This window comes from Aeromonas sp. FDAARGOS 1402 (genome assembly GCF_019046925.1).
Taxonomy (GTDB): domain Bacteria; phylum Pseudomonadota; class Gammaproteobacteria; order Enterobacterales; family Aeromonadaceae; genus Aeromonas; species Aeromonas caviae.
This window is the reverse complement of record NZ_CP077201.1, coordinates 733,359-759,151: the sequence shown is the minus strand read 5'-3', so window position 1 is coordinate 759,151 and position 25,793 is coordinate 733,359. Positions and strand designations below refer to the sequence as shown.

22 protein-coding genes are annotated in these 25,793 nt (G+C 62.9%); 12 read left to right on the top strand and 10 right to left on the bottom strand.

The genetic code is table 11. The features are described from left to right. Positions 1-14 precede the first annotated feature (14 nt). Entirely contained in the window at positions 15-290 is a 276-nt protein-coding gene (locus I6L32_RS03600; protein WP_041214512.1) for a metal/formaldehyde-sensitive transcriptional repressor, read from the bottom strand. A gap of 71 nt (positions 291-361) precedes the next feature. On the opposite strand from I6L32_RS03600, the gene dmeF reads away from it, so the two are divergent. Continuing rightward, the gene (dmeF, locus tag I6L32_RS03595; protein WP_069784893.1) at positions 362-1,303 is read left to right on the top strand and encodes a CDF family Co(II)/Ni(II) efflux transporter DmeF; all 942 of its coding nucleotides are present in this window, start codon (positions 362-364) and stop codon (positions 1,301-1,303) included. Between the two features lie 15 nt (positions 1,304-1,318). Here the strand turns inward: dmeF and I6L32_RS03590 are convergent, their stop codons facing one another. Continuing rightward, positions 1,319-1,720, bottom strand: a complete 402-nt coding sequence (locus I6L32_RS03590; protein WP_041211001.1) for a hypothetical protein — start codon at positions 1,718-1,720, stop codon at positions 1,319-1,321. Between the two features lie 261 nt (positions 1,721-1,981). On the opposite strand from I6L32_RS03590, the gene pulA reads away from it, so the two are divergent. Then, positions 1,982-6,034 carry a pullulanase-type alpha-1,6-glucosidase gene (gene pulA / locus I6L32_RS03585; RefSeq protein ID WP_216944710.1) on the top strand — a complete coding sequence of 1,351 codons (4,053 nt, stop codon included), beginning with the start codon at positions 1,982-1,984 and terminating at the stop codon, positions 6,032-6,034. 181 nt (positions 6,035-6,215) lie between these two features. Here the strand turns inward: pulA and I6L32_RS03580 are convergent, their stop codons facing one another. Beyond that, on the bottom strand, positions 6,216-8,651 hold the full coding sequence (locus tag I6L32_RS03580; protein ID WP_216944709.1) for a zinc/cadmium/mercury/lead-transporting ATPase: 2,436 nt from the start codon (positions 8,649-8,651) through the stop codon (positions 6,216-6,218). A 254-nt stretch (positions 8,652-8,905) separates the two neighbouring features. Here I6L32_RS03580 and tpx point away from each other — a divergent pair, with 254 nt between their 5' ends. Together tpx and I6L32_RS03570 are read left to right on the top strand one after the other, a co-directional pair. Continuing rightward, positions 8,906-9,406, top strand: a complete 501-nt coding sequence (tpx, locus tag I6L32_RS03575) for a thiol peroxidase (protein ID WP_010672853.1) — start codon at positions 8,906-8,908, stop codon at positions 9,404-9,406. Positions 9,407-9,552: 146 nt separating this feature from the next. Then, positions 9,553-10,773 carry a DEAD/DEAH box helicase gene (locus I6L32_RS03570; RefSeq protein WP_216944708.1) on the top strand — a complete coding sequence of 407 codons (1,221 nt, stop codon included), beginning with the start codon at positions 9,553-9,555 and terminating at the stop codon, positions 10,771-10,773. 96 nt (positions 10,774-10,869) lie between these two features. Here I6L32_RS03570 and I6L32_RS03565 read toward each other — a convergent pair whose 3' ends face one another. From I6L32_RS03565 to I6L32_RS03555, 3 genes are all read right to left on the bottom strand, one after another. Next, on the bottom strand, positions 10,870-12,429 hold the full coding sequence (locus I6L32_RS03565) for a PAS domain-containing methyl-accepting chemotaxis protein (RefSeq protein WP_216944707.1): 1,560 nt from the start codon (positions 12,427-12,429) through the stop codon (positions 10,870-10,872). A gap of 151 nt (positions 12,430-12,580) precedes the next feature. Continuing rightward, the gene (locus I6L32_RS03560; protein WP_010672856.1) at positions 12,581-12,880 is read right to left on the bottom strand and encodes a hypothetical protein; all 300 of its coding nucleotides are present in this window, start codon (positions 12,878-12,880) and stop codon (positions 12,581-12,583) included. Positions 12,881-12,990: 110 nt separating this feature from the next. After that, the gene (locus tag I6L32_RS03555; RefSeq protein WP_216944706.1) at positions 12,991-14,595 is read right to left on the bottom strand and encodes an ABC transporter substrate-binding protein; all 1,605 of its coding nucleotides are present in this window, start codon (positions 14,593-14,595) and stop codon (positions 12,991-12,993) included. A gap of 173 nt (positions 14,596-14,768) precedes the next feature. On the opposite strand from I6L32_RS03555, the gene I6L32_RS03550 reads away from it, so the two are divergent. Then, positions 14,769-15,476, top strand: a complete 708-nt coding sequence (locus tag I6L32_RS03550) for a ParB-like protein (protein WP_216944705.1) — start codon at positions 14,769-14,771, stop codon at positions 15,474-15,476. 85 nt (positions 15,477-15,561) lie between these two features. Continuing rightward, positions 15,562-15,990 carry a DUF2753 family protein gene (locus tag I6L32_RS03545; protein WP_010672859.1) on the top strand — a complete coding sequence of 143 codons (429 nt, stop codon included), beginning with the start codon at positions 15,562-15,564 and terminating at the stop codon, positions 15,988-15,990. Positions 15,991-15,992: 2 nt separating this feature from the next. Here I6L32_RS03545 and I6L32_RS03540 read toward each other — a convergent pair whose 3' ends face one another. After that, positions 15,993-16,742, bottom strand: a complete 750-nt coding sequence (locus I6L32_RS03540; RefSeq protein ID WP_216944704.1) for an enoyl-CoA hydratase-related protein — start codon at positions 16,740-16,742, stop codon at positions 15,993-15,995. Between the two features lie 89 nt (positions 16,743-16,831). Here I6L32_RS03540 and I6L32_RS03535 point away from each other — a divergent pair, with 89 nt between their 5' ends. The 3 genes from I6L32_RS03535 to I6L32_RS03525 all read left to right on the top strand — a co-directional run bounded on the left by I6L32_RS03535 (position 16,832) and on the right by I6L32_RS03525 (position 18,693). Next, a complete protein-coding gene (locus I6L32_RS03535) occupies positions 16,832-17,272 on the top strand; it encodes a copper chaperone PCu(A)C (protein ID WP_039039478.1) in 441 nt (146 codons plus the stop codon). A gap of 92 nt (positions 17,273-17,364) precedes the next feature. After that, positions 17,365-17,994, top strand: a complete 630-nt coding sequence (locus tag I6L32_RS03530) for a TIGR04219 family outer membrane beta-barrel protein (protein ID WP_049635945.1) — start codon at positions 17,365-17,367, stop codon at positions 17,992-17,994. 18 nt (positions 17,995-18,012) lie between these two features. After that, positions 18,013-18,693 (top strand): SDR family oxidoreductase, encoded by a 681-nt coding sequence (locus I6L32_RS03525; protein WP_045523363.1) that lies wholly within the window; start codon positions 18,013-18,015, stop codon positions 18,691-18,693. Between the two features lie 193 nt (positions 18,694-18,886). Here I6L32_RS03525 and I6L32_RS03520 read toward each other — a convergent pair whose 3' ends face one another. The 3 genes from I6L32_RS03520 to I6L32_RS03510 all read right to left on the bottom strand — a co-directional run bounded on the left by I6L32_RS03520 (position 18,887) and on the right by I6L32_RS03510 (position 23,583). Further along, positions 18,887-19,516: a PolC-type DNA polymerase III gene (locus I6L32_RS03520; protein WP_200164818.1), complete on the bottom strand. Its 630-nt coding sequence runs from the start codon at positions 19,514-19,516 to the stop codon at positions 18,887-18,889. Between the two features lie 195 nt (positions 19,517-19,711). After that, positions 19,712-21,436, bottom strand: coding sequence for a proline--tRNA ligase (locus tag I6L32_RS03515; protein ID WP_124244076.1), 1,725 nt, complete (start codon positions 21,434-21,436; stop codon positions 19,712-19,714). Between the two features lie 137 nt (positions 21,437-21,573). Then, positions 21,574-23,583 carry a methyl-accepting chemotaxis protein gene (locus I6L32_RS03510; protein WP_216944703.1) on the bottom strand — a complete coding sequence of 670 codons (2,010 nt, stop codon included), beginning with the start codon at positions 23,581-23,583 and terminating at the stop codon, positions 21,574-21,576. Positions 23,584-23,815: 232 nt separating this feature from the next. Between I6L32_RS03510 and ruvA the strand changes: the two genes are divergently transcribed. Genes ruvA through I6L32_RS03495 form a run of 3 tightly spaced genes read left to right on the top strand, consistent with a single transcriptional unit; the run spans position 23,816 to position 25,702 of the window. Then, positions 23,816-24,430, top strand: coding sequence for a Holliday junction branch migration protein RuvA (gene ruvA / locus I6L32_RS03505; RefSeq protein WP_010672867.1), 615 nt, complete (start codon positions 23,816-23,818; stop codon positions 24,428-24,430). Positions 24,431-24,438: 8 nt separating this feature from the next. Further along, positions 24,439-25,449 (top strand): Holliday junction branch migration DNA helicase RuvB, encoded by a 1,011-nt coding sequence (ruvB, locus tag I6L32_RS03500; protein WP_041211014.1) that lies wholly within the window; start codon positions 24,439-24,441, stop codon positions 25,447-25,449. Positions 25,450-25,459: 10 nt separating this feature from the next. Next, on the top strand, positions 25,460-25,702 hold the full coding sequence (locus tag I6L32_RS03495; RefSeq protein WP_029313687.1) for a hypothetical protein: 243 nt from the start codon (positions 25,460-25,462) through the stop codon (positions 25,700-25,702). Positions 25,703-25,793: the final 91 nt, after the last annotated feature.

Below are 25,793 nucleotides of genomic sequence, written 5' to 3'. Positions count from 1 at the left end.
ATCACCGGGCGCCCTTATTTCAGATAGGAACGCAGTACCCTCACCACCTGATCCAGATCCTCCAGCCGCTCGGCATGGGTCGCCTCCTCGGCGCCAAGATGCTCGCGCATGTGTCCCTCCAGCACCTCCAGCATCAGGCCGTTGACGGCGCCGCGGATGGCGGCAATCTGCTGCAGGATGGCGGCGCAGTCTGTTTCCTGTTCCAGAGCGCTCTCCAGGGCGCCGGTCTGCCCCTTGATGCGCCTGACCCGTGCCAGCAGCTTCTTCTTGTCGTGAACCGTGTGTGACATCCAGGATCCTCTCGATCAATAAAACTATACTGGGGTATAGTATATGGCATCCTCGTTTTCAGGAGAAATCCATGCCATCCCTCGCTTCATCCCACTGCCACCACCCCGTCGTCCACGAAGGGAATCCCCTGGCCGAACAGAAGACCCGCTGGGCCGTGCTGCTCACCGTCGTCATGATGGTGGCGGAGATCGGTGGGGGCTGGTTCTACAACTCCATGGCGCTGCTAGCCGACGGCTGGCACATGAGCTCCCATGCCCTGGCCCTCGGCCTCTCGGTGCTGGCCTATCGCGCTGCCCGCCACTTCGCGCGGGATCACAGGTTCAGCTTCGGTACCTGGAAGATAGAGGTGCTGGGGGGCTTCAGCAGCGCCCTGCTGCTGGTGGGGGTGGCGGGATTGATGCTGTTCGAGTCGGTGGCCAGGTTGCTGGACCCCAGCCCCATCCATTATCAGCAGGCGATCGGCATTGCCCTGCTGGGCCTGCTGGTGAATCTGGCCTGTGCCTGGCTGCTCAGGGACGATCACGGCCATCACCATGGTCACGACCACCATCACGGTCATCACGACCACTCGCACGATCACCACCACGGCCATCAGGATCTCAACCTGCGCGCCGCCTACCTCCACGTGCTGGCGGACGCGGCCACCTCGGTGCTGGCGATTCTGGCGCTGGTGGGAGGCATGTTGTGGGGGGCGGACTGGCTGGATCCCCTGATGGGCATCGCCGGGGCCGTGCTGGTGGCGGTGTGGGCCAGGGGGCTGCTGCGTGATACCGGGCGCGTCTTGCTGGATGCGGAGATGGATGCGCCCCTGGTGGACGAGATCCGCGAGGTGATCGCCGAGCTGCCTGGCGCCGAGATCCGCGATCTGCACGTCTGGCGGGTGGGGCAGACGCAGTATGCCGCCGCGATGTCGTTGCAGATGGCGACCCCGGTCCCGGCACAGGCGATCCGCGAGCGCCTCGCCATCCATGAGGAGCTGGTGCACCTGACCATCGAAGTGTCTACCGACTGACGCCCCTGGCGGGCGTCAGCGGGGAGGCTCGCTCCCCTGATCCTGCCAGAGGGAGCCCAGCATCAGCCTCAGCAGCAGTCCCGGCGGGTCGTCGAGCAGGCGGCCCGGCTCCAGCAGCAGGTGCCCGTCGGCATGAAAGCCCAGGCTGGCGTGAACCTTGCCTTCCTCGCCACACACCTGGAGGAGGCCGTTCAGGGAACCCCCCTCGCCGGGTTGACAGCGCAGCCGCAGTTCCCGTGGTTCCCCCAGCAGGGTGAAGGCGCGGGCGAGGGGCGGGCTCTCTTCATAATCCGGCCAGTTGAAGAAGTGATAGCGTTCGGCGAGCACGCCGGCCTGCTGGCAGAACTGATCGAACAACTGGGCAATGCCCTGATACTCCTGGTCCAGCCGCCTGGCCTGCTCCTCAATCCGTTTCATCACCCAGCCCCCTCTATCCATTTGATTGGACATTGATTTCGTCACTCGCTCCCCTCTTCACGCTGGTATGGGCCGAAAGCGGTGCCAGGTCTGTGAGCGCGATCGAATTTTCGTTATGAAAACGTTATCTTGTTGATGCGGATTGGTTTTTTTTGCCCATCCGCTCACATTTACGGCAATTCCCGCTGATTAATATGACACCGCCCGGCAATGACCGGGTACTCGGATATCGAGACTAACTACAGCGGGAATTATAAAAAAATGGATATGAAAAAGACCAAAGTGGCGCTGGTAACAGCCTCACTGCTCGCGCTTTTGTCAGGCTGTAACGACAACAGTTCTTCTGCTCCTGCCCCTCAGGATGAGCCCGTCGCTCGTCTTCCCAACGTCCAGCCCCCGGCCGAACTGCTGACGGCCGGCCCCGACGAAGCGGTCATCGCCCTGGTGGATACCCAGACCAGCGCGGCGCGCGGTGTCACCGGCCCCTTCGCCAGCCACAGCCTGCACCTGTGGAACAACGATGCCTGCAACTCGACCTCGGAGGGCGGCCTCAACACCGGTTGGGATGACAAGAGCAAGACGCCGTCCGCGGCGGACAGTTTTGGTCCGGCCTGGGTCGTGCCGCTCTCCAAGATGGAAGGCTGCATCAACTTCATCGCCCGCAACGGCGATCTCGCGAACCTGACCGGCAGCGACATGAAGGTGGTCTTCAGCGATCACCCGGATCGCACCGTGGCCATCGTCGCCGGCAAGAACGAGATCTTCGGCAGCCGGGCGGAAGCCTTCACCGCCGCCTTCGGCGTGGCGGGGGCCAGTGCCCACCTCATCGACGACAACACCCTGATTTGGCAAGGGGGCAAGGACAAGCCCTATGTGCGCCTCTACTACACAGAGTCAGGCACCATCACCGCAAACAGCGAGGGTGTATTCGATTTCCCCTACCTCAAGCTGACTCCGACCAGCCTGACCGAAGAGCAGCAGGCCAAATACCCGCACCTCAAGGATGCCGCCGCCTTCGCCCTGCCTGCGGGGAAAGATCTCAAGCCCCTGCTCAAGGGTGAGCTGGTCGCCATCGGGACCGATTCGGACGGCATCCTGCAGGGGGCGACCCTGGTGCAGAGTGCCGGTGCCCTCGATGCCCTTTACAGCGAGGCGGCCACTAAGCTGGCCTACGGCGCCGTGGTGGAGGGAGGCAATGTCACCTTCCGGCTCTGGGCACCGACCGCCAAGTCGGTCAAGCTGGCGCTGTTCGACGAGCAGCACAAGTCGCTTGGCGAGCGCGCCATGACCCTGGACGAGGCCAGCGGCAGCTGGAGCGTGCAGGGGGGCAGCGATCTGGTCGGCAAATACTACCGCTACGACATCCAGGTCTATCACCCGGTCAGCCGCAAGCTGGAATCCTATCAGGTGACCGACCCCTACTCCCTGAGCCTGGCGATGAACTCCGAGTTCAGCCAGGTGGTGGATCTCGACGATCCGGCCCTCAAGCCGGAAGGCTGGGACAGCCTCAAGGCGCCCCACAGCCAGAAGAACCCCGCCGACATCACCATCTATGAGGCCCACGTCCGGGATCTGACCGGCAACGACGACTCCACCCCGGCCGAGCACCGCGGCAAGTTCCTCGGACTGACCGACAGCGACAGCGTGCCCGTCACCCACCTGAAATCCCTGGCCAAGAGCGGCGTCAGCCACCTGCACCTGCTGCCGGTGTTCGACATCGCCACCGTCAACGAGGACCCAGCCAAGGTGGCCAACATCGGCGATGACTTCAGCAAGCTGTGCGAGGTCAATCCCGAGGTCAAGAACTCCAGGTTTGCCAGCCACTGTGGTGGCGGCGAGACCATCGAAGCCGTGCTCGGTGATCTGCAAGCCAGCGACAGCAAGGAGAACCCGCAGGTGCAGGAGCTCTACGGCTACCTGCGCGGGGTGGACTCCTTCAACTGGGGCTATGACCCCTACCACTACACCACCCCGGAAGGCTCCTACGCCACCAATGCAGAGGGGACGACCCGGATCAAGGAGTTCCGCGAGATGGTGCAGGCCATCAAGCAGAACATCGGCATGAACGTGGTGATGGACGTGGTCTACAACCACACCAACGAAGCGGGTCTCGGTTCCAAATCCGTGCTCGACAAGATTGTGCCCTGGTACTACCAGCGCCTCAATCCGGAGACCGGTTCGGTGGAAAACTCCACCTGCTGCTCCAACACGGCGCCGGAACACGCCATGTTCGCCAAGCTGATGGATGACTCCCTGGTCACCTGGGCACGGGACTACAAGATCGATGCCTTCCGCTTCGACCTCATGGGCCATCACCCGAAAGATCAGATGGTGCAGGCCCTGGCCGAGGTGAAGAAGGTCAATCCGGACATGTACTTCTACGGCGAGGGGTGGAACTTCGGCGAGGTACAGGATGACAAGCGGTTCGTGCAGGCGACCCAGAAGCACCTGGCCGGTACCGGCATCGGCTCCTTCTCCGACCGGCTGCGTGATGCGGTGCGCGGCGGCAGCCCGTTCGACGGCGGCGAAGCCATTCGCAAGACCCAGGGCTTTGGCAACGGCGCCCTGGTGGATGCCAACGAGCTGGACGGCGTCGATCTCGCCACCGCCCTGCATCAGTCCGATCTGGTGCGCCTCGGCATGGCGGGCAACCTCAAGGAGTTCGTGCTGACCGACAAGGACGGCATTCCGAAGAAGGGCTCCGACATCGACTACAACGGTCAACCGGCGGGCTATGCCCAGGATCCGACCGAAATCCAGAACTATGTCGACAAGCACGACAACCAGACCCTGTTCGACAACCTGGTGTACAAGGCACCCGCCGGGGCCGACCTGGTGCGGATGCAGGGGGTCTCTCTGGCGACCGCCATGCTGGGCCAGGGCATTCCCTTCACCCACGCGGGTGTCGAGCTGCTGCGTTCCAAGTCCATGGAGCGGGACAGCTACGACTCCGGTGACTGGTACAACCGGGTCGACTACGGCTTAAGTGACAATAATTTTGACAAAGGGCTGCCACGCAAGGACAAGGACGAGGCCAACTACGAGCTGATCGAGCAGGTGCTCGGCCAGCACGCCAAGCCGGGTTCGGCCGAGATGCATCAGATGGTGAACTTCTACCAGGAGCTTTCCGAACTGCGTCAATCCTCTCGTCTGCTGCGTCTTGGCAGCGGCGCCGAGGTGATCAAGCGGGTCGACTTCCGCAACACCGGCCCTGAGCAGATCCCGGGTCTCATCGTGATGAGTGTGGATGACGGGGTGGGCGCCGGTGCGGATCTGGATCCGGCCATCGACGGCCTGGTGGTGATGATCAACGCCACCAATCAGCCCCAGAGCATCGGCGATTTCCGTGACGGCAAGGATCAGCCCATCGATCTGACCGGCATGGTCCTGAGCGGTGCCCACCGTGACTCCGACAGCATCGCGAGCGGGGCGGCCAATGACAGCGGTCAGCTGACCCTTGGCGCCTGGTCGGCGGCGGTGTTCGTCAAGCCGCAGAGCGGTGCCCAGGGCGCGGGGCTGCCGGTGAGCAAGAAGACGGATCTGAGCACCTTGCCTCCCTTTGGTGACACCGAGGTGTTCGTGCGCGGTTTCCTGAATCAGTGGGATCCGGTCAACAAGATGAACTTCAGTGGCAACTTCACCTATGAGTTCACCACCGAGGTGACGGCGGATCAGCTGGGGTCGACCCAGGTGAAGATCGCTGGCAACGAGTGGAGTGGCCCCGTCAATTACGGCAAGTGCAGCGATACCGACCAGCTTGCGACCGGCCAGGTCAATACGCTCTGTGCCAATGGCGGGGATCTGCCGTTCAACGTGGAGAAGGCTGGCACCTACAAGTTTGTCTTCACCGCCATGAACAAGGACAAGCCCACCCTGAGCGTCAGTTACACCGAACCGGCGCAGAGCTGCAAGGTGCTGGATACCGTCGCGGGCAATCCGCTCGGCTTCCCGCTCTATGTGCGCGGCAGTCTGAGCGACTGGAACGCCCAGCCGGCCTACCAGCTGAGCTACAAGGGGATGGAAGGCAACCTCGCCATCTATCAGGCCGCCTTCAACTACGCGGGCAGCTTTGACTTCAAGTTTGCCAACGACGATGGCAACTGGAGCAAGCAGTTCTTCGTGAAGGATGCCGGTGGCACCCTGATCGCACTGGAGCCCGAGCAGGTTTACCCGCTCCAGCACGGCGACGGTGGCATGGGCAACAACAGCATCACGCTGGAACAGGGTCTGTGGAGCTTCCTGGTGAAGGTTGACCCGACCCAGACTTCCGGCGAGGTGGGCAGCGTCATCATCCAGGAGTGCAGCGCCAAGTAAGTCTTTCCCATCGAGCCCGGGGCTGGCTCGGCAACCCCGGGTTGAATTCCGCCTCGCCAAGGGCGGGATAACACCGAGAGAGTAAGCAAAGCGCGACTGCCGACCGGCAGCCGCGCTTTTTCTTTGCTGTGGGCGAGGCAATAAAAAAGCCGCCCCGTTGGGGCGGCTGTTGGTTGTACCGTTAACGGTCGGCCAAGCGTTTTCGCAGCAGGCGCAGGGCGTTGGCGGTGACCAGGGCGGTGGCGCCGGTGTCGGCCAGCACCGCAATCCACAGGCCGGTGATGCCGAGCAGGCTGGTGACCAGGAAGATGGCCTTGAGCCCCAGCGCCAGCGCGATGTTCTGGTGGATGTTGGCCAGCGCCGCGCGGGAGAGCCGGATCATGGCGGCGACCCCGCCGAGCTGGTTGTGGGTCAGCGCCGCATCGGCGGTCTCCAGCGCCACGTCGGTGCCACCTCCCATGGCGATGCCGATGCTGGCCCGCTTCATGGCCGGGGCGTCGTTGATGCCGTCGCCGATCATCGCGACTTTCTGGCTGAGGCCGAGCTTGGCGATCTCATCGACCTTGCCCTCCGGCAGCAGGCCGGCGCGCCAGTCCATGCCGAGCTCGCCGGCGATCGCCTCGGCGGCGCGGGGGTTGTCACCGGTCAGCATGATGCTCTGCAGGCCGAGCTGGTTGAGCTCTTGCAGCGCCGCAGCCGCCTCCGGCCGGATCTGGTCGCGCAGGGCCAGCAGGGCGGCCGGGGCGACGTCAGGCTGACCGAGCACCACCACTGTCTTGCCTTGCTGCTCCAGGGTGGCGACCCGGGCCTGCATCGCCGCATCCAGGGTGGCGACCCGGCTCGGTGCCAGCAGCTGCCAGAGGGTACCGTCGATGCGACCCTCTACCCCCATGCCGGGCAGGGCGCGCAGATCCTGGGCGGCGGCGAGGTTGAGGCCCCGTTCACTGGCCGCCGTCACCACGGCGCGGGCCAGCGGGTGGTGGGAGCCCTGTTCGATGGCGGCCGCCAGTGCCAGCAGGTCGGCCTCAGGCTGGCCATTGAGGCTCACCAGTTCGGTCAGCTGCGGCTTGCCCAGGGTCAGGGTGCCGGTCTTGTCAAAGGCCAGGGTATCGATGTGTGCCAGCCGCTCCAGCGCGGCGCCCCCCTTGATGAGGGCCCCCTGGCGGGTGGCTGCCGCCAGCGCCGAGGTGACCGCCGCCGGGGTGGAGATGACCAGGGCGCAGGGGCAACCGATGAGCAGCAGCGCCAGCCCGCGATAGACCCACTCGTCCCAGCTCTGGCCGAAGGCGAGCGGCGGTACCAGCACCACCAGCAGGGCGACCAGCATCATGGCCGGGGTATACCAGCGGCTGAAGCGGTCGATGAAGCGCTCGATGGGCGCGCGCTGGGTCTCGGCCTCCTCGATGAGATGCAGGATGCGGTCGATGGCGTTGTTGCCGGGTTCGGACACCACCTCGAGGCGCAGCACCCGATCCGCCGCCAGACTGCCGGCGGGCACCTTGTCACCCTGACGGCGCTCCACCGGGATGGATTCGCCGGTCAGGGCGCTCTCGTCAAAGGCGCCGAGGGTGTCGAGCAGGCGGGCATCGGCGGCCAGGCGGGCGCCCGGGGCGATTTCGATGATGTCGCCGGGACGCAACTGGTCGGCAGCGACTTCTTCCCGCACTTCGCCATCGGCAGTGGTGCGGATGCGCAGCGCCTTGTCGGGCACCAGTGCCATCAGGGCGGTGACCCCGGCGCGGGCGCGGCCGGCGGCGTAGGCCTCCAGATGTTCCCCCAGCATGAACAGCAGCAGCACCATGGCCGCTTCGGCGGTTTCGCCGAGGAACAGGGCCCCCACGGCGGCGACCGTCATCAGGGTCTCGATGGCGAAGGGGGAGCCGCTTCTGGTCAGTGCCCACGCCTTGCGGGCGACGGGCCACAGCCCCCAGAGGGTGGCCAGGGTAAAGAGCGGCTGACCGATCTGGGCCGGCAACAGGGCCGCCACCCCCATCAGGCCGGCCAGCGACAGGGGCTGCCAGTATTTGCCGAGCAGGTTACTGACCCTCTGCATCAGCGGGCTGCGGCCCGGTTCGCTGCGAGCCGTGTTCTGAACGCCCCCTTTGAGCTGGAAGCCGGCGGCCAGCACGGCGGCGGTAACGGGGTCGGGGGAGAGGCCGGGGGCCAGATCCACCACCAGCTTCTCGGTGGCAAACAGCACCCGAGCCTGCTGTACGCCCTCCACCCGGCTGACGGCGGTCTCTATCTTGCGTGCACAGCTGGGACAATCCATGCCCAGCACCTGCCAGCTATGGCGGCGGCTGTTCTGCTCGGGGGTCGTCAGCGGCGGCTCGATCGCGGCGGCCGTGTGGGCGTGCCCCTGCTCATGATGATCGTGGTCGTGGTCGTGGGCTGTGTCGGTGGCGCAAGTGCCTCTGGGGGGCTCTTCATCCCCCGGGCCGTCTGCGCCACTTTGCCCCTGATGATCGTGGCGGGTCGGGTTGGCGACGCCACTGGCCTGTGCCCCGTTGTCGCAGCAGTGGCTGGTGTGGCTGTGCCCGGCCTGTGGGGTGGCGGCCTTGCTGACGGCCTTGATGGGGGCAGCGGCGTGTTGATGGCTGCAGCAGGATTTGCTCATGATGCGTTCCTCTTGAGGGATCCCGCCCCTGCGGGATCCTGGATGACTGCGCCGAGTGTAAACCTTGGTGTAAAGTCCAAGGTCAAGCCCTCTTCTCCTCCTTGTCCGGGGCCATGACAGTGACCGCTGATCTGCCCCTGGAGCAGGGGGGACGCAAAGGGATGCCAAATCCCTTTCATTAGCGGGTGTTTGTCATCCCGTGGCGGGCCTATACTGGGGACCCTGGATCCCACATCAATCATCAAGGACCTAACATGAGCAATACCGTCACCCTGCAAGGCAACCCCGTCTCCGTCTCCGGCCACTTCCCCGTTGCCGGTGAGCAGGCCAAGCCCTTCTCCCTGGTTGCTGGCGATCTGTCCGATGCGACCCTGGCAACCTTCGCCGGCAAGCGCAAGATCCTGAACATCTTCCCGAGCGTCGACACCCCGACCTGCGCCACTTCCGTGCGCAAGTTCAACGAGCAGGCAAGCGCCCTGAACAACACCGTCGTGCTGTGCATCTCTGCCGACCTGCCGTTCGCCCAGGCCCGTTTCTGCGGCGCCGAGGGTCTGGACAAGGTGGTGAACCTCTCCACCCTGCGCGGTGTCTCCTTCCTGCAGGACTACGGCGTGGCCTTCTCCTCCGGCCCGCTGGTGGGTCTGGCTGCCCGTGCCATCGTGGTACTGGATGAGCACGACAAGGTGCTGCACAGCGAGCTGGTGGCCGAAGTCGCCGACGAGCCGAACTACGCCGCCGCCCTGGCCGTTCTGTAAGTCGCGCCACAGGCTGATTGCCTGACGGCCTGCCCCGTTCACACGGGGCAGGCCGTTTTTATTGCGCTCCCGAACCTTTTACTTATGGGGTGGGTCTGGCTAGACTTCGCCTCCACATCCTCGTTCAGCCTGTATCTGCGATCCCCATGACGTTTGACGAACTCGCCCTTGACCCCGTCCTGTTGCCCCTGCTGCCCGCCGCGCTGGAAAAACCGACCCCCATTCAGCAGCTAGCCATTCCTGCAGCCTTGTCAGGACGGGATCTGCTTGCCCTGGCCAGGACCGGCAGTGGCAAGACCCTGGCATTCGGCCTGCCGCTGCTGCAGAGGCTGGACGCAGCCAGCGACCGGGTACAGGGATTGGTACTGGTCCCCACCCGGGAGCTGGCAAGCCAGGTGAGCGCCGCCCTGCAGGAGATTGCCGACGGGTTGGGGGTGCGCCTTCTGACCCTGTGTGGCGGGGTGGCCCAGGAGTGGCAGGAGCGGGAACTGGCTCTCGGCCCCCAACTGCTGGTGGCGACCCCCGGACGGTTGCGGGACTTGCTGGCCCAGCAGACGCTGGGGCTGGGTGCCCTGCGCATGCTGGTGCTGGATGAAGCGGATCGCCTGCTGGAGATGGGGTTCTGGCCCGATATCCAGTGGCTGATGAAGGCAATGCCGGAGGCGCGGCAGCAGATGCTCTTCTCCGCCACCTTGCCGGTCGAGCTGGAGAGCCTGGCCTCGGGTCTGCTGCAGGATCCGGTGCGCATCGAGGCCGAGCCGCTCAACAGCCTGGTGAGCGACATCGAGGAGCGGCTCTATCTGGTCAACAGGAGCAGCAAGGTGCCTGCGCTGATCGCCCTGCTGGAGGCCGGAGAGTGGCCCCAGGTGCTGGTCTTCATCAGTGCCAGGGACGACGCGGACGGGGTGGCCAAGAAACTCGCCAGGGCTGGCATGACGGTGGCGGTCCTGCACGGAAACAAGGATCAGGCTGCGCGGGAGCAGGCGCTGGCGGATTTCAAGGAGGGCAGGGTGCGGGTGCTGGTGGCCACGGACCTGATGGCGCGCGGCATCCACGTGGAGGCATTGCCCGTGGTGATCAATCTGGATCTGCCGGACCATGCCCCCGTCTACGTGCATCGTATCGGTCGTACCGCCCGTGCCGGGCAGAGCGGTCTGGCCATCTCCCTTACCTGTCACGGGGATGGGGAGGCGCTCGAGGGGATCCGGGCCCTGACCGGTCGGCCCCTGCCCCTGGCGGCGCTGGCAGGTTTCCCGGTGACCGACAAACCCGCCAGCGGGGAGAGCAAACGGGCGCCAAGAGACAAGCAGGCGAACCGTCGCACCCAGGGCAAGCGCAGCATCAAGCAGTTCAAGGGCAAATCCTGAGACGGACTTCTAGCCCCCGGCGGGAGCCTGTCGTCGTGAAGGAGAGGAGAGATCGGCAGCGCGCCCGGGGGCGCGCCAAACTACACGGCAAGGGGGTCAGTCGTGGAACTGGTTGATCAGGCAGGAGAGGTTTTGCAGCCGCTCCACCAGCAGGGTGATGCCATCGAGGGCCTGACGGCTGTTGTCCGCGGTGTGGCTCGCCAGTTGGTGGATCTGGTGGATCCCCTGATCCAGGGTGCTGGTGACATCCGCCTGCTGGCTCACCGCCTGGGCTATCTCGTCGCTGGTGTGGGTCACTCGGGCCAGCATCCGGTTGATCTGGTCGAGCACCTCGGCGGTGGCCCCCATGTGCTGCTGGCAGAGCACTGATGTCTGGGCCCCCTGCTCCATGCCATCGGACAGTTGCCGGGTGCTCTGTTGCAGCGCCCCTATCATGTCGCTTATCTCGCCGGTGGAACTGCGGGTCTTCTGGGCCAGGGCCCGTATCTCGTCGGCCACCACCGCAAAGCCGCGCCCCTGTTCACCGGCCCGTGCCGCCTCGATGGCCGCATTGAGGGAGAGCAGGTTGGTCTGATCCGCAATCTGCCCGATCACCTCCAGAATGCCGTTGATTTTCTGGCTGTCCTGGGTCAGGCGCGCCAGCACGCCCTGGCTGGCGTCCAGCTCCTGATGAAGCCTGTCGACCGAATCTCGGGTGGTGGCCAGCGCCTGCTGGCCACTGGCGGACACCTGCTGGACCTCGCCCACCAGCGCATTGGCCTGGTGGGCATTGTCAGCCACATCGCGGATGGACTGGCTCATCTGGGTGATGGCCGCCGCCAGTTGCTCGCTCTGGGCCCGCTGCTGTTGCAGGTGAGTGTCTATGGTCTGGATATGCCCCCTGTCATCCTCCGCCGCCTGCAGGATCTGCTGGTTGGTGTCCGCGCTGCGACCTACCACGGCGCGCAGCTCCGCCTTCTTCATGCGCAGCAGCAGTTCAAGGGCGGCCAGGCTGTCCTGACGCCTGGCATAGAGTACCTGGCAAAGGGCGCTGCCCTGCTCCTCGCCCGCCATGGCCAGCAGCCTGGCCAGCCGTCGTTGCAGATGCCAGCCATGTCCCATCTGGGCCAACAAGCAGAGCAGAGTGATGACTCCCCACCCCGGCTGGCCGGTGACCAGACTGGCCCCCATGCCGAGCAGGGCGGTGCCAGAGAGCAGCAGACACAGCTGCCCCGGCTCCAGGGTCAGCCGGGTCAGCCAGGGCAGTGCCTTGCCGTCACGGACCCGGGCATAGAGCTGCTCTGCCCAGGCGATGTCGTGATCCTGGGGACGGGTGCGGACCGACTGGTATTCGATGATCTGCTGCTGATCGTTGAGAATCGGCGTGACGTAGGCGTTGACCCAGTAGAACTGACCACTCTTGGCGCGGTTCTTTACCAGCCCCATCCAGCTCTTTCCTTGTTGCAGGCGGCGCCACATGTCGGCGAACGCGGCCTTGGGCATGTCGGGGTGGCGGACCAGATTGTGGGGCTCCCCTTCCATTTCGGTCGCGCTGTAGCCCGCCACATCGCAAAAGTGCTGGTTGGCATAAGTGATGTGACTGGCGGGATCCGTGGTCGAGATCAGTGATATGTGATCGGGGAAACGGATCTCCCCTTCGTGCCGGGTTGTGGTCATGTGCGCATCCTGAATGAGCCAAGTAACTGATAAAGTTATTTTTTATTTTTGTGATTGTTACGGCGTCATTGTAGATGCGGACTGTTACACCACTTTGGCTTGGGTCAATAAATCAACACGGGAAAGGCTGAAAAAAGTCGTAGATGGCGGCTCAGCCGCGGGGAGTGAAGTCGTGGATCTCCCCCGTCCTCGGTTTGAAGCGGGGGTCATTGTCTTCTGCGCTGGCGACCCAGGCCATGGCCTGGCAGAAACTCTCCTGCTTGGCGAAGGCATCCCGGGCCTGATCGATGGCTCGTTCGGCATTGCGCCGCTCCATCTTGCTGGCCTTGCGGTCGCTGAACTGCTTCTGCTGGCTCAACATCCATTCGAGGAAGGCCTGGCGGCATTCGGTTTCATCGGCGGCCTTGGCGGGAAGGGCAACAAACAGGGCAATCAGGAGCAGAGCACGCATGGCAGGATCGGATCACGGGGTTGATGAATGAAAAGAGGCGGCATTTTATGCCGGGAACTTGAACAGGAACAGTGCCAGGAGGGGTCAGATGTCCCGACCCCTCCCCGGACTCAGTGTTTGACGAGGTAGAGCTGACGGCTGTAGGCCACGTCTTCCGGGTTGTTGATGGGATACCCCTTGAGCCAGGGCTTGATGAGCCGGGCATTGGTGTACTGGTAGATGGGGGCGATGGGGGCCTCCTTCTGCAAGATGGCCTCGGCCTCATCGAACAGGCGGGCCCGTTCTGCGGGATCCTGACTGTTGGCCGCCTGCGCCAGCAGCTTGTCGTAAGCCGGGTTGGCGAACCGGGCCATGTTGCCGCTGTGGCCCGATCCCCAGAGCCCGAGGAAGGCGGAGGGGTCGTTGTAATCGGCGACCCAGGAGGAGCGGATCACCTCGAACTGGCCGCTTTGACGGCTGTCGAGATAGGTTTTCCACTCCTGGTTGGTGAGCTCGACCCGGGCCCCCAGTTTCTGTTTCCACAGGTTGGCGATGGCCAGTGCCATCTTCTTGTGAATTTCCGCCGTGTTGTAGAGCAGGGTCAGCTTGAGGGGATTGCTTGGGCCGTAGCCCGCTTCTTTCAGCAGGGCTCTGGCACGCTCGTCCAGCGCCTGCTGACTGCTGGTGGAGAGCAGATTGGGCTTGGGGTCGAAGTCGGCGGTCACGTCCGGGGTGAAGTGGTAGGCCGGTTTCTCCCCGGTGCCCAGCACCTTGTCGGCAATCAGGCCCCTGTCGATGGTGTAGGAGAGCGCCTGGCGCACCCGCACATCATTGAGGGGCGGGCGCTGGGTGTTGAAGGCGTAGTAGTAGGTGCCAAGCTGTTCCGGGGTATAGACTTCCCCCGGGATCTGGGCCATCAGGCTCTGGTACTGCTCCTTGGGGAAGGATTCGGTGATGTGCAGATCCCCGGCCAGATAGCGGTGGGTGGCCGCGCTCTCCTGGTTGATGGGCACGAAGGTGACGCGGGTCAGCACCGTGTGGGCGCGATCCCAGTAGTAGGGATTGGGCGTCAGCTCCAGTTTCTCGTTCACCACCCGGTGACTCAACACGAAGGCGCCGTTGCCCACCAGCTTGCCGGGCTGGGTCCACTGGTTGCCATATTGCTCCATGCTGGCCCGGTGCAGGGGCGACAGGCTGGGATGGGTCAGCAGGCTCAGGAAATAGGGCACCGGCTGGGAGAGGGCCACCTTCAGGGTATGGTCATCGACGGCCTCCACCCCGAGCGCATCGGGGGCCAGCTTGCCTGCCACTATGTCGTCCACCTTGTCGAAGCGGGCAAGCTGGGCAAACCAGGCGAAAGTGGCGGCTTCCCTGGGGTCAACCAGCTTGCGCCAGCCATAGACGAAGTCGGCGGCGCGCACGGGGTCGCCGTTGGACCAGCGGGCATCCTGCCTCAGATGGAATGTGAACTGCCGGTTGTCCTTGTTCTCCCAGCTCGCGGCCACCCCGGGCAGCACCTTGCCGTCCGGTCCCTGGGTCAGCAGCCCCTCGTAAAGGTCCCTGAGGACCTGCAGCTCCGGCAGTCCCACCAGCTTGAGAGGGCTCAGGCTCGCCGGTTCATCCTTGAGATGACGGACGACGGCCTGTTCGGCGGCGAGTGGGGTGCCGGGCGGCACATCGGCAGCCTGGACGCAGGCACAGCCCAGCAGGGCCAGCAGGGGGCTCCATCCTTTCATGGTGAATCCTTCAAAATGTGTGAAGCGGGGAGAAAACTCGGCGAGAATGCATCGCCGGCAGATGGGAAATCATGATATCCCCTTTGCTGGTCAGACCGCCAGCATGAGTCCCATGATATCCGATGCGGCTGTCAACGAGGGGGCGCCGTGAGCGCCAGGAAAAGGAGAGAGTGATGAGAGCATGGATCTTGTTGGTCTGCGTGCTGAGCCAGGGCGCCTGGGCGTTGTCCCCGTGCGAGAAGAGCAGCCCGGTGGGAAGCTGGTGCGAGGTGAACATAGAGGCGCTGCACCCCACCCAGGGCGGCGTCGATCAGTTGCAGGTGGATACCACTGCCCGGGAGCTGGCGGACAAGAGCGAGAAGCAGCTCGACAAGCTGATGAAAAAGAAAGAGATCCCTATCGTCATCGCGCCGGATGGGGGTTACTGGCTGGTGGACAGGCACCACCTGACCAAGGCGCTGTGGCAGCAGGGGGTGAAGCAGGTCAGGGTCAAGGTGATTGCACGGTTGCAGGACAGGGCCAATTTCTGGAGCCAGATGCAGAACAACCACTGGGCCTGGCTCAAGGATGAACGGGGTCAACCCCTGACTCCCGAGCAGTTGCCCGGCCATATCGGTGAATTGCCGGATTACCCCTACCGCACCCTGGCGGGGCTGTTGCAGGATGCGGGCTACTTCAGCAAGAAGGATCAGGTCTACTTCGTCGAGTTTGCCTGGGCCAGCTGGCTCGGCCAGCAGATGGCCTGGCAGCCGATCGATGAGGTCAACCTCGCGGATCGCCTCGCCGAAGCCAAACGGCTGGCGTGCAGCAGCAAGGCGACAGATCTGCCTGGTTACCCCGGCAAGCAGTGTCGCGTCAATCAGCCCAGAACGGCGGGTTGAGGGATCCTGCACAAAGGGTCTGGTTGATATTTGTTCTCGATTGGCCATGATACAAACTCCACTCGTGTCGGCAAAGGAGAGGAACATGGAACATCAGAACTGGCAACGCTACATGCTGGAGGCGGAGAACGCCCTTGGCATGGGGGCTCTGGGCACGGCGATCTGCCTCTATCAGCAGGCCCTGGGGGAAGTGTATGAGCTGGCCTCCGGGGATCTGGACGAACTGGCCAGCATGCGGGTCGCCACCTGTCACCGCATGGCCGATTTCTGGCGTGCCATGGAAGAGCCCGCCTATGAACTGCGCTACCTCAAGCTCGCCTCCGAGCTGGTCACCGCCCTGGTGCCCCAGTGCCCCAACCGGGAGTGCGAATCCCTCATCAGTGAGCTGGGCTGCTGCCGCGCCGCCCTGCTCTCCTTCTTGAAGCGCCACCCCAATCCGGAGATTGCCCGGCTTATCCAGGTGCAGGACAGGGTGCAGGGCTGCGAGTTGATAGGCCGGTTCCGTCTCAACTGAGTTCAGCGCCGTTTTTGCAGCTTGCTGGCGATGCGGCTTTGCGCCTCTTCCCCTTGCAGGGCCTGGGCGAAGGCGCGCGCTTCCAGGTCGATGACGAAATGCACCGCCTGTTTGAGCTCCTGCTTGAGCAGCGCCTTGCTCTTCTGGAGCGCCATCGGCGGCTTGGCCGCCAGTTTCAGTCCCTGCTCCCGAGCGAAGGGGAGCAGGTCCGCCGGGGCCAGCACCCGGTTGGCGAGCCCGAGACGCAGCGCCTCTTCTCCATCGATGGCCTCTGCCAGCAGCAACAGTTCCGCCGCCTTGAGGTGACCGACGGCGCGTGGCAGCAGCAGGCTGGCGGCAAACTCCGGCACCAGTCCCAGCTCGACGAAAGGCAGCTGCAGCCGGGCGTTGTCACCCAGATAGACCAGGTCGCAGTGCAGCAGCAGGGTAGTGCCGATGCCGACTGCCGGGCCGCCCACGGCGGCGATCACCGGTTTGGGGAAGTCGGCCAGGGTGTGCAGAAATTGCAGGATGGGATCGTCCGGCTCAAGGGCGTGCTTGCCAACAAAGTCGGCCAGATCGTTGCCGGCGGTGAAGCACTCCGCCTGGCCCTGCAACAGCAGCACATGGACCTCTTCGTCCCGGGCGGCCTGGCGCAGTGCGTCGGTCAGCGCCAGATACGTCTCCGTGTTGAGGGCATTGCGCTTTTCCGGTCGATTGAAGGTCAGGGTGAGCAAGCCGTCCTGCTGTTCGGCCAGAATTATGAGGGCCATGTCTGAATCCTTGTTGTCGGGGGCTGTCAAAAGCTTGCCACAGGGGTAAGCTTTGTCTCGTTTAACAACATCATAAAAGGATTTCAACCATGTTTAAACGTGCGTTTTATTCCACCATGGCACTGCTTCTGGCCGCCCCGGCCCTGGCCAAGGTCGACGCAGTCGATGGTTATGTGCGCCTGCTGCCCCCTGGCTCGCCGAACACGGCGGCGTTCATGGTGCTCAGGAACGATGGGGACAAACCGGTGAAACTGGTGGCGGGAGCGTCCCCTGAGGCGGGCCGTGTCGAGCTGCACACCCATTTGCACGAGAACGGCGTCATGAAGATGCGCCAGGTGGAGAGCATCGAGATCCCGGCCAAGGGGGAGGCCGTGCTCAAGCCCGGCAGCCTGCACATCATGTTGTTCGACATCCATACCCTGGCCCAGGGCACGCCCTTCCCGCTGACCCTGACCCTGGACGATGGGCAGACGCTGTCACTGAGCCTGCCCGTGAAGCCGGTCGAACCCATGAAAGGGATGAAGCACTGACATTTATGGACGCTTGTTCAGCTTTTTACTCTAGGTATTCCTTGCCCAGCGGGTAAAATGATGGCCTTTCCAGTCCAAAATGGAGCGAAGTGATGAAGAAGACCCTGATTGCCGGCACTGTGATGGCTCTGCTCAGCCATGGGGCCATGGCCGCCAATGACTGGCGTTTTGCGGCGGGTGCCGATCTGTGGAATGCCCAGGGAAGTGGCCAGGTCAGCAGCGTGGGTGCCGATGGCAGCTACGACGAGAACTACAACTGGAGCGGCTACCTGCAACTGGAGCACGGCATCCTGCTGCTGCCCAACGCCAAGTTCGAAATGTCCGACTTCAGCAGCAGCGGCGGCAGCTTCAACAACGATCTGCTGGCTTACGACCTGAGCCTCTACTATCGCCTGTTCAACAACGACCTGTTCCAGATCGATCTGGGTCTGACCGGTCGTCGCTACGACGGTGATTTCAACACCCAGCACTACTCCTATGACAAGGATGTGCTGATGGCCTACACCGGGGGTGAAGTACGCATCCCGGGGACCGGCTTTGCTGCGTTTGGCGATGCCCGCGTGCAGGATGCCGACAACTACGACTACCGTCTGGGCGGCTCCTACAAGTTCTCTTCCGTGCCGCTCAAGATCCGCGCCGGCTGGCGTGAGGCCGAGATGGACTTCGATCGCGTCGATCAGACCATCGACGGCTGGTTCATCGGTGGTGAATTCACCTTCTGATCTCCCTGAGGAGCACACATGGGCCACATCATAGTGACTGGCGCGGGGTCCGGACTGGGCCGCGCCCTGACCATAGGGCTGGTTGAACGCGGCCATCAGGTTTCCATGATGGGTCGCCGTTACCAGAAACTGCAGGAGCAGGAAGAGCTGCTCGGCAAGGCGGTGATCGGCATTGCCGCCGATCTCGCACACCACGAAGAGGTGGATGTCGCCTTTGCCGCTGCGGTGGAGTGGGGCGGCCTGCCCGACATGGTGATCCACTGTGCCGGTGTCGGCGAGTTCGGCCCGGTGGGTGTCTACACCGCCGAGCAGATCCGCCGGGTGGTGGAGAGCAATCTCATCTCTACCATACTGGTGGCCCAGCAGACGGTGCGCCTCATCGGCGACAAGGGTGGGGTGCTGGCGAATGTGCTCTCCTCCGCCGCCCAGACCGGCAAGGCCAACGAGAGCCTCTATTGCGCCTCCAAATGGGGAATGCGCGGCTTTCTCGAATCCTTGCGGGCCGAGCTGAAGAGTGCTCCCCTGCGACTGGTGAACCTCTATCCGAGCGGGATCCGCAGCGAGTTCTGGGAGAATTCGGATCACGTGGATTCGAGTGGTTTCATGACGCCGGAAGACGCGGCAGCCTACATGCTGGATGCGCTGGCCGCGAGAAGCAGCTGCCATGTGACCGATCTCTTTATCGGTCGCAATGCCTGAAGCGCCGTGAACCGGCCCCGTCGCCAGATGACAAGGAAAAAAAAGCGCGCCATTTGGCGCTCTTTTTCATTGATGTGCAGTGCTAAATTATCTGCTTGCCTGCCTCTCTTTACGCCGGGCCATCATGGATGTGAAGGCGGGGAAATTCAGTGCCGACATGGAGTGGATGATTGATGATGCATGTCGGCACATATTATTTCCGAGTCGCATATTCCCGCAGGAAGGATGGAATCACCTGTTTTGGCTTCTTGCCAAGGGTCAGCAGCAATGCAAAGTCCGGGTCGATAATGCCATGTCGACACGCCAGCTCTTCCAACAAGGCAAGCCAGAGGTGGGCCGTCACCTCTGCATCCGCCAGGGCACGGTGAAACACCCCGTCATTGGGCAGGCTCCGGTATTGCACCAGGGTACCCAGCTTGTGATCCGGGGCATCGGGAAACAGGCGCCTCGATAGCAGCAGGGAACAGGCGAACTGGCCGCGGTATTGCGCCGGCAATCGCTCTATTTCCGCATCCAGAAAGCGCTTGTCGAAGGAGGCGTTGTGGGCGACCAGATTGTCATCACCGATAAAGTCGACGAAATCCGCCATCACCTCGTTACAGGGGGGAGCCTGTTTCAGCATGGCATTGCTGATCCCGGTATATTGCTCGATGAAGCTGCTCACGTTGAAGCCCGGATTCATCAATGCCGAGAAACGCTCACTGATATAACCATCCTTGATTCTGACGGCACCGATCTCGATGGCTCTATCCCCTTGTCCGGGTGAAAGCCCTGTGGTCTCGAAGTCGAGCACGACAACGGTATTGGCTGAGGCGATGGACATAACTTATCGGGCAAGCTGGGTAAAGAGCGCCAGTCTAGGAAATCAGCCGTGCCGTGTACAGGGCAATGCAGTTATCTCATTGGTTCACGCTGGAGACGCATTTTTGTGCATCATGGCTGAGAGCCATATAAAAAGCCCCGAGTGCCGTGGCACTCGGGGCTTTCCTATGAAAAGCGAAAGGCGGTGTCGGCGTTATCAGCGACCCAGCTTGGCCTTGAGCAGGGCAACGATCTCGCCGATGGCCACTTCCTGCTTCTCGCCGGAGCGGCGGCACTTGTACTCCACCACGCCGTTGTCGAGACCACGGTCACCGATGACGATGGCGTGGGGCACACCGATCAGCTCCATGTCGGCGAACATCACACCCGGGCGCTCCTTGCGGTCGTCAAACAGCACATCCACACCGGCGGCTTTGAGCTCGGCGTAGAACTGTTGTGCCTGCTCGGCCACACGCTCGGACTTGTGCATGTTCATCGGCACGATGGCCACTTCGAACGGGGCGATGGCGTCCGGCCAGATGATGCCGTACTGGTCGTTGTTCTGCTCGATGGCGGCAGCCACCAGGCGGGAAACCCCGATACCGTAGCAACCCATCTCCATGGTGACGGACTTGCCGCCTTCGTTCAGCACGCTCGCCTTCATCGCTTCGGAGTACTTGGTGCCCAGCTGGAAGATGTGGCCCACTTCGATACCGCGCTTGAGCAGCAGCTTGCCCTGGCCGCACGGGCTCGGGTCGCCTTCCACCACGTTGCGCAGGTCGGCAACCTCAAAAGAGGTGATGTCGCGATCCCAGTTGGCACCGGTCAGGTGGAAACCGGTCTCGTTGGCGCCGCAAACAAAATCGCTCAGATGGGCGGCGCTGCGATCGACGATGATGCGACCGGCAAAGCCGACCGGGCCGATGGAGCCTGCGTCGCAACCGGCGGCCGCTTTGATCTGCTCGTCATTGGCGAAGGTCAGCGGGTTAGCCACGCCAGAAAGCTTCTCGGCCTTGATTTCGTTCAGCTCGTGGTCGCCACGCAGTACCAGGGCGATGACGGCCTGTTTTCCGTGCTCGTCTTCCTCGGCCAGTACCAGCAGGGTCTTGGCGATGGCGGTCGGCGCCACGTTCAGGAAAGCGGCCACTTCGTCGATGGTGTGGACGGCCGGGGTGGCCACCTTGGTCAGGGCTTTGGTTGCGGCAGCGCGCTCGCCAGCCGGTGCCAGGGCTTCGGCCATCTCGATGTTGGCGGCGTAATCGGATGTATCGGAGAAGGCGATCAAGTCTTCACCGCTCTCGGCCAGCACCTGGAATTCGTGGGAGCCGGTGCCCCCGATGGAGCCGGTATCGGCCTGCACCGGGCGGAAGTTCAGACCCATGCGAGTGAAGGCGGTGCAGTAGGCCGCATGCATCTTCTCATAGGTATCGACCAGGGAGGCCTTGTCGATGTGGAAGGAGTAGGCATCCTTCATCAGGAATTCGCGGCCACGCATCACGCCGAAACGGGGGCGCACTTCATCGCGGAACTTGGTCTGGATCTGGTACAGATTCAGCGGCAGTTGCTTGTAGCTGTTCACTTCGTAACGGACCAGCGCGGTGATCACCTCTTCGTGGGTCGGACCCAGCACGAAGGGGCGGTTGTGACGGTCGGTCAGGCGGCACAGCTCGGGGCCGTAGTCATCCCAGCGGCCGGACTCCTGCCACAGCTCGGCGGGCTGTACCACCGGCATGGACACTTCGACGGCACCCGCATTGTTCATCTCTTCGCGGACGATGTTTTCAATCTTCTTCAGGACCCGCAGGCCGGTCGGCAGCCAGGCGTACATGCCGGAAGCGAGTTTGCGGATCATCCCGGCGCGCAGCATCAGCTGGTGGCTGACAACTTCAGCGTCGGAGGGGGTTTCCTTGAGAGTGGAAAGCAGATATTGGCTGGTACGCATCGCGGTAGACCTTCGCTAGTTCGGGCGGCTTGGCCCTGGAAAATTTCAAGTGCGGAATTTTAACAGGCGAAGTCCCCCGGCCCAAGGGCTAAATTCAGCGGCGCTGGGGGGAGGGCGGGGGCCTTGCCCCGCCCGCACTAGACCCGAAATTGCGACAGCAACTGCTGTTGCTGCTGGCTGGCCTGATGGAGGGAGGAGGCCAGTTGCAGGCACTCCTGGGCTTCCTGTTCGCCCGTCTGGGCCTGCAGGCTGATATCCGAAACCTTGCCCGTGGTGTGTCCCAGGGTGTGGGAGAGCTGGCTGGTCGCCTCTGCCACCTGTTGCACCATGTCGGCGAGCTGATCGATGGCCTCTTCTACCTTGAACAGGATCTGCTTGGTGTTGTCGGAGTCCGCCATACCCGATTCCACGGTTTTCAGGTTGCGTTGCATCATCAGATAAGCCTGCTCTGTCTGCTGCTGGATGCTGTTGATCACGTCCGTTATCTCGGCACTGGAGGTGGCGGTGCGATTGGCCAGGGTGCGCACCTCGTCGGCCACCACGGCAAAACCGCGCCCCATCTCGCCCGCCCGGGCGGCTTCGATGGCGGCATTGAGTGCCAGCAGGTTGGTCTGCTCCGAGATATTGCTGATGGTGGAGATGATCTGGCCAATCTGCCCTGCCTGCTCCTTGAGGGCGTTGATGGCGGTGGCACATTCACCCACCTCCATGACCACCCGCTGCATGCCGGCGGTGGCGGAGGAGACATACTGGCTGCTTTGCGTGGTGAGCTGGCGCACCTCATTGGCGTTGTGTGCCGCCAGGTTGCAGTTGTCCGAGATGGTGGTGGCCACCTGCACCATCTGCTCGCTGTCGTGGTGCAGCGCCTGGGCATGCGCTGCGGTCTGGCGGCTGCTCTGGCTGATGGCCTGGACCCGGTTGACCGAGGTGTGCACGTGCTGGTTGATGTGCTGGTTGTTGTCCATGGTGGCGCTGATCATCTTCTGCAGCTTCTCGATGAAGCGATCCACGCTGCCGGCCAGGGAGCCAATCTCGTCGTCGCGTGAGAGGCTGATGCGGGCATTGAGATCTCCCTCCCCGGCGGCGATGTCCTGCATGCGCTTGTCGACCTGGAGTAGCGGACGAACAATGGTGCGTACCAGCCAGAAGCCGCAGCAGGTGACGATCAGCAGGCTGAGCAGCAAGCCCCCCAGGATGAGTCCTCTGGTGTAGTCGATGATGGCGTTGAGCTGGTGAACCTGATCCTCGACGGTGGCGTCCCCCTGGGCCTCGACCTCGACCAGAGCCAGCCTGAGCTGGTCGGCACTGTGTTCGTAACGGGCCAGCTGGTTCTGATAAGCGCTCAGGGCTGTGGTCCATTCACGGATCAGGCGGGCATTGTCGGCTTGCAGGGCACGATACTGGGTGGAGAGCATTTGGCCTGCAAACTCCCCGTCACCGGGCACATCGAACTGGCCGGTTGCCAGCATGCCGTCAACCGCGTCCTGATAGAAGCGGGTGGCTTGTGCCAGCTCGGCCTGGATGGCAGGAGTAGGGCCTTCGCTCTGCATCTTCTCCAGCGCATAGAGCTGGCGCAAGAATCCGATGTTGGCCTCCATGCCGCCATCGGCCGCCTGCCAGCGGGTCGCGAGGCCGCCGTTCCAGCTGATGGCCTGATCCGGTGAGCGGGTGAGGCTCTCGACGGCCTCGTCACCGATCACCTCCAGCCTGGTCGAGAGGCGTGACATGCGTTCAGAACTGGCGCGCAGCGCCTCATCGGCGCTCGTGAAGGTGCGATAGAGGGTCAGCAGCTGTGCCTGCTCTTGCTGATAGGTCTGCTCATGCTGCTTCAGCGTGGTGATGGCTACCGCATCGATGAGCCCGCCTTGCTCCACCCGGCGCAAAGCGTCGCTGGCCGCCTCTTTGGCCCGTTGCAGCTCCGGTGCGTCGAGGGGGATCCCCGAGAGCATCTTCTGGATATAGAGCGACTGGTTGCCGAGTTCGATGGAGCCCTCCATGGCACCATCTGCCGTCTGCCAGGCGGCACCCAGGACGTAGGAGAGCAGATCAGCCAGCCGCTGGCTGCCATACCAGCCGATCGCCCCCATGCCCAGGGTGCAGCCGAGCAGAATGGTGAGTCCGAGGTTGGATGTGGTGACGATTTTCATGATTCAAGCCTTCCCTGGTGCCGAACAAGACCATTTCAGTGTTCAATCAATGACGAAGATGTGCCATCCCCGATGGAAAATAAAGTGACAGACAGTGTTCTGAACGAGGGAAATGGCCGGGTATGAAGAGCGGGTCATCCCATGATCTGCATGGACCTATGCTGGATACTTATCCAGTTATTCTTTATGCTATGACCCAATTTGCGAGAGTCTGCGTGGCGAGGAAAAGAACATGATCGGTCGCTTGAGAGGCGTCATCATCGAGAAGCAACCCCCCGAGGTGTTGCTGGAAGTCGGAGGGGTGGGATATGAGGTTCATATGCCCATGAGCTGCTTCTATGATCTGCCCGAACTCGGGAAAGAGGCCGTCATTCACACCCACTTCGTGGTGCGTGAAGATGCCCAGCTGCTCTACGGCTTCAACCACAAGCAGGAGCGGGCGCTGTTTCGCGAGCTGATCAAGACCAACGGGGTCGGCCCCAAGCTGGCACTGGCCATTCTCTCCGGCATGACGGCCACCCAGTTTGTGATGAGCGTTGAGCGCGAGGAGATAAGCTCCCTGGTCAAGTTGCCCGGCGTGGGCAAGAAGACCGCCGAGCGCCTGGTGGTGGAGATGAAAGACCGCCTCAAGGGCTGGGTCAGCCACGATCTCTTCTCCCCGGCCGAAATCACCCTGCCCGCGAAAGAGAGCCCGCTGCGTGCCCCGGATGCGAGCGAGGAAGCGGCCAGTGCACTGGTGGCCCTCGGCTACAAGCCGCAGCAGGCCAGCCAGATCGTCAGCAAGGTGGCCGCCGACGGCATGTCGGTAGAGGAGATCATTCGTGAATCCCTGCGCAGCCTGGTGTGAGGTAGACAATGATTGAAGCGGATCGCCTCATCTCGGCCGGTGCCGCCCGTGAGGACGAGATCATCGATCGGGCCATCCGGCCCAGAAAGCTGGCCGATTACACCGGACAGGATCACGTCTGCGATCAGATGGAGATCTTCATCGAGGCCGCCCGCCAGCGCGGGGAGGCCCTCGATCATCTGCTGATCTTCGGGCCTCCCGGCCTTGGCAAGACCACGCTAGCCAACATCGTCGCCAACGAGATGGGGGTCAACATCAAGACCACCTCGGGCCCCGTGCTGGAGAAGGCCGGCGATCTGGCGGCGCTCCTCACCAACCTGGAACCGAACGATGTGCTCTTCATCGACGAGATCCACCGTCTCAGCCCGGTGGTGGAGGAGGTGCTCTACCCGGCCATGGAGGATTATCAGCTCGACATCATGATAGGGGAGGGGCCGGCGGCCCGCTCCATCAAGCTCGATCTCCCTCCCTTCACCCTGATCGGTGCCACCACCCGGGCCGGCTCCCTCACCAGCCCCCTGCGTGACCGGTTTGGCATCGTGCAGCGCCTCGAGTTTTACAACGTCAAGGACCTGACCGACATCGTCTCTCGCAGCGCCCGCTGCCTCGGGCTCGACATGACGGAAGACGGCGCTCTCGAGGTAGCCCGTCGCTCCCGGGGGACACCGCGCATTGCTAACCGTTTGTTAAGGCGGGTACGAGATTTTGCCCAGGTGAAGTCTGACGGGCGAATTGACGGACCCATTGCGGCCCGTGCTATGGACATGCTGGACGTGGACAATGAAGGTTTCGACTTCATGGATCGCAAGCTATTGTTGGCCGTCATCGACAAGTTTATGGGGGGGCCAGTCGGGCTCGACAACCTGGCCGCCGCCATCGGTGAGGAGAAGGACACCATAGAAGACGTGCTGGAACCTTATCTGATCCAGCAAGGCTATCTGCAACGTACACCCAGAGGGCGGATCGCAACTCAGAGAGCCTACGCACACTTTGGCCTGGAACGACCGGCAGATCAGTAGACGTTGCGATATGAACCAAAAAGCCGCCCTTGAGGCGGCTTTTTGTTTTGCAGGCAAAAAAAAGCCCACGGCACAGGCGGTGGGCAAAGACAATTCAGGATGGATGTTCACAGACAGTGAGCGCGTCTGCAGACCGGTCGGGAAAAAACAGAGGAGCCGTCGCGAGGCTTCAGAGTCGGTTCATTTGATAGAGTTGAACGAAAGAAAGCTTGTAGTAACGGATGGTCTTGGCAACAAACTTTTTCATCATTAATCCCAACAAACAGGTTCGAAATGTTCATCGAATACGTACCGGGAACCCGGAATGACCGGCCTGTATTCAGAGGTATGCCCTCACTGCGAGG